We start from the raw sequence: 4,178 nt of genomic DNA on the forward strand, positions 1-4,178 counted from the left end.
ATTCCACAAAAATCGTTGCGCCGATTTTTGAGAAAGTTTCGTTATTGTGGCGTGGTTCAGCTTTCTGAGCTTGTTGTTAATCTCAAGAAAATTTTTCAATAAATCCCCCTGATCCTGCACTTCCGTGCTGCGCGATAGAATTTCAGGAACCACCTTCTGAAGAAAACTGTCTTCGATGTTGATTTCGCTACTGCGGAATTTTTTTGGAAACAACTTATACCAGAATCCGGCCACGGCCTGATTGCCGGCACCGTCTCGCGCAACAATCTTGAGTGAGCTTTTTGGATCGACATTGTATGCGAAAGCAAAAAGGGAGAATTTCAGATTTTTGTCTCCGCCGGCAACCGGGTAACCAGGGAAGAAATATGGTCCAGCCTGAACTCCGAACACTTCGGCATCCGGTGATACGCGGTAAACAACACACTCCGACCCACCTTGATTGATGTAATGTTGGCCGGTGAGTACCTCCAGTCGCGGTGGATGAAGGTCGAAGACGAATTCACGCTGCAAATTCGCGCGGTTTCCACGAAAGAAACTTCGCAAAGAATGGTCCACCGCTGAAATTTCCAGTGTGGCAGGCCCTTCCTGAACCTTCCATCTTTCAGCGATCAATTTTCCCAAGTCGAAATTCTTTTCTTCTCGATCCCCCGATTCCCAGAAGCTTAAGATTGTGGGCCCCGGATAGCGTGCCTCAACCAGAGAAACAACCTGGTCCTTTTGTTTCAATGTCACAGAAATTTCTTTGAGTCCGCTCCGGGAATCCTGCACAACCAGGGACAGTGATGGGTTCCGGCCCAGAGCCTTGAATTCGCGGTTCAATCGAACAGAGGGAGATTCCCCTTCCCAGCGTTTCCAGCTCATAACGACACACACAATAACGAAAAAGATGACGATGATCAGCAATATGGGGAACAGTTTGAGTCTGCTCTTATGCTCTCGGTACATTTTATTTTTCATCCGCATTTCCTTCCTTACCCAAAGAAGTTTATGACTTTTGATACCGTACTGGTAGTAGCAACAACTTCACGCAACTTACCGATAACTCATTTGCATGTGTGAACAACGATTCCTTTTCGCTGTGATAAAATCAAATCCTTACCTGGGAGGTAAACATGTCTAACAGAATTGGAAGTAATCCTCCTTCAGTGCCACCGCAAGTCCAATCAACAGAATCTGTTGGTACTACCAAAGAAGCCGAAGCAAAAGCGCCTGCTCCAAAACCAGCGGACGATCATAGCAAGGGCGCCGGTGCTACTCAGGAAAAATCAAAAGGAAAAGTAGCTGAGTTTGAGTTAGCCGGAATTGCGCGCGCTGCATTATTGAAGGCCCAACAGTTCATCACAGGCAGCAGTCTTCCTACAGGAGATGTCCTGAAACGCAATGATGCACAGAAGGAGCCTAAGAGCGAGGTTTCAGACCTGCAAAAACAGGTGAATCAATGGCGCACTGAAAATGGAAAGAAGCCGATCAAAGAAGACGGACTCTACGGTGCGAACACGGAGAAGGCCGTGCAGGAATTTCAGAAGGCAAACGGTTTATACGCGGATGGGAAAGCAGGGAATGCAACTCAGAATCGCATGTTGCTTGAAAACGATCCGAATTTCAAAAAGCTGGATAAGGATGTAAAAGATCATGCGCGTGCCGCGATGAAAGAGAACGGACAGGATGCGACAAAGCTCCGTCAGCTTCGCAATTTCGCAACTTCTCCGGACATCACGAAACTGGCCGGCAGCCCGGAATTTAAAGGAGCGACTCCTGCAGTCAAGACGGCAGTGATGGATGCGCTGGGCACCAATCCGCCGATGACAGATACCAAATTGAAAGCCACAATGGGGCTCATTGACTCGGCAGGATTCAAGAAGCTTTCCGATACCGAGAAGGCACTTGTCACGGATGGTCTCAAAGCGGCAAAGGCAAATCCGGAATACGCGAAGAACGTGAAAACTCTCGTGGATGATCCGAAGTTTCAAGCTCTGAATAATACGGAGCAAGCGGCAGTCCTGAGCCAGGTGAAGAATTATCCGGATCACCGTTCGGTCGCCAATATCGACCGGATGTTGCAAAAGGACTGGTTCACTTCGCAGACTCTTGGCGACAAACAGCGTTCGTTGAAAATGGTTGCGTATCTCTCGCAATACGATGGTGGGGACCGCGCGATTGTAGACAATACCCTGAACAAATTCCTTGGCGCCGGTTCGGACTACAAGCTTGAATGGAAGAACTACGCGAAAAAATCAGGATCAACCACGTTCGGTGAAGCGGATGATAAAACGCTGTATCTGAACCGTGGCATTATGAAGGCCGACAACAAGAAGATGGTTGAAAATGAACAAACGAGACATCTTGTGCTGTCTACGACGCCTCACGAAGTCAATCACCTTTTGAACGGCGACCAGGTAGAAAGCAATTTCAAGTATTTCGAAGCCGAATATCGCGCGTGGTACGTCGGGTTTAAGGCAGAACACGGGCGTGTGCCAACGAATCAGGAAGCGATGGAGCAACGCATTTCCTGGCAGTTGAATCCGAAAAGCTTCTATGGCAAATACGCCAAGGAAGCGTTGAAAGATCCGGCTGAAGCCACCAAATTCTATGACATGTTGAGCAAAATGAGCGGTCAAACGGTTGATGCGAGCAACTGGAGTACGGTGATTGCCTCCGACCCGAGCACATGGGCAAAGCCGGGAGATCCGGCCCCGGTGCCAAGCGGCAACATCGACAATCATTAACGCCAATGCGAACGGTGCTGCTCCTCGCGCTCCTCGCGTTTCATTGCAGCACCGCGGCGGTGGAGGAAAAGAAAATGGATAAGACGATTGAAGATAAGATCATAAAAACAGTGCATGCTGATGAAGGCTGGAAAATGAATGAAGTTCGCGTTGATGAAGTCGACGAATTGCGGCATGGTTCCTGTTCCTTCTATACCGCGGGACACAAAGTACGACCACTTTCGTATGAATTGAACTACGCTGTCTTGAAGGGAGACACAATCATTAGTCTTGCAGATGAGAAAGCCGCTTCGAAGATCATAGATGCTTGCGGCGCCGATGCAGGCGCAGGGTGGTGGGCGGAGATCATTACCCGTTTTCACCAGGATCTCGGATCCGGACTGGTTCTTCAGGATGCCAAACAAAACCCGGGAGCAACGCGCAAAATTCAAGCTGCCCAAAAAGAATTTGCGCCACCAGCATTGGGCAATGAAGGTGGAAACAAAATCGTTACGTACTACTTACTCGAACCGGAATCATTTGCTGTCTACACAGTGAAAGCAACCAAGAACCCGGATGGGACTTTCACTGTAGAGAGAAACTCGATCCGCAAGGAAGAGTAGCGACTCAAGTCGCTACTACGAGCCCGCGTAAAAGCAGGTCCGTTAAAGTGATTGTGCACAGGTGGGAAGTCAAAGTTGCCGTCCTGCTTATATTTGCATTTGCCCTTTCATCCGAAGGTGAAGAAGCGCCGATAAAACTGTTGAAACAGTTTTCGCTGACACCAAAGGAGATCAGCCGGATGTTAAAAGGAGACATCGTTGAGAAAAAGCTGGAGACCAACGACAAACGGGACATCGCGGTGATGGGAGTTATGATGCTGGATGTTCCGGCTATCGCAACGGTGGATGCAGCGCGCGACATCAAAACATTCAAAAAAGGCAAAGAAATTCTAGGTCTCGACAAGTTTGTCACCTTTGATCCGGATGAACTCAAAACCCTGACTCTCGAAAACGAGGAGTTGGTCGGGTTAGGCAATTGCCGCGTTCAACACTGTGAATTCAAGTTGCCGGGCGCATGGATCGAGCAACTGAGCCGTGAGAAAAACAAACGGAAGAGGATCGAGTTGTTTCGTGCTCTGCTGGCAGATTACGCAAAGGACTATTCTTCTCGCGGCAACAAAGCGGTTCTGAATTATGAAGGATCAAAGCAACCGGTGGCGGCGCAAAAGGAGTTTGAAAGCATCCTGGAACAGTCGTCCCACCTCAAGACGTTGGCTCCCGACTTTTTTGAGTACCTCAAAGAGTATCCGGAAAAACAACCGGCAGAAACAGAGAACTTCATTTACTGGTCACGTGAAAAATTCGGTTTTAAACCAGTGACGAACCTCACGCATGTCAGCATGTTCAAGTGGTCTCACTCTGATTTCAATGGCTACGTGATTGCATCCCGCCAGATTTTTGCAGATCACTA

At 48.6% G+C, this 4,178-nt stretch carries 4 protein-coding genes; 3 read left to right on the forward strand and 1 reads right to left on the reverse strand.

The window, feature by feature from the left end:
* The coding region (locus L0156_27275) for a hypothetical protein (GenBank protein ID MCI0606704.1) at positions 1 to 957 on the reverse strand (957 nt) is incomplete at its 3' end.
* A 155-nt stretch (positions 958 to 1,112) separates the two neighbouring features.
* Between L0156_27275 and L0156_27280 the strand changes: the two genes are divergently transcribed.
* From L0156_27280 to L0156_27290, 3 genes are all read left to right on the forward strand, one after another.
* Positions 1,113 to 2,726 (forward strand): peptidoglycan-binding protein, encoded by a 1,614-nt coding sequence (locus L0156_27280; GenBank protein ID MCI0606705.1) that lies wholly within the window; start codon positions 1,113 to 1,115, stop codon positions 2,724 to 2,726.
* Between the two features lie 74 nt (positions 2,727 to 2,800).
* A complete protein-coding gene (locus tag L0156_27285; protein ID MCI0606706.1) occupies positions 2,801 to 3,328 on the forward strand; it encodes a hypothetical protein in 528 nt (175 codons plus the stop codon).
* Positions 3,329 to 3,375: 47 nt separating this feature from the next.
* A partial coding sequence (locus L0156_27290) for a hypothetical protein (GenBank protein MCI0606707.1) occupies positions 3,376 to 4,178 on the forward strand: 803 nt, incomplete at its 3' end.

The organism is bacterium (assembly GCA_022616075.1).
In the GTDB taxonomy this organism is placed as follows: Bacteria; Acidobacteriota; HRBIN11; order JAKEFK01; family JAKEFK01; genus JAKEFK01.

Excerpts from the sequence above, each read along its gene's own strand:
- L0156_27285 (MCI0606706.1), top strand. The coding sequence starts at position 2,801 with ATGGATAAGACGATTGAAGATAAGATCATAAAAACAGTGCATGCTGAT.
- L0156_27280 (MCI0606705.1), top strand. The coding sequence starts at position 1,113 with ATGTCTAACAGAATTGGAAGTAATCCTCCTTCAGTGCCACCGCAAGTC.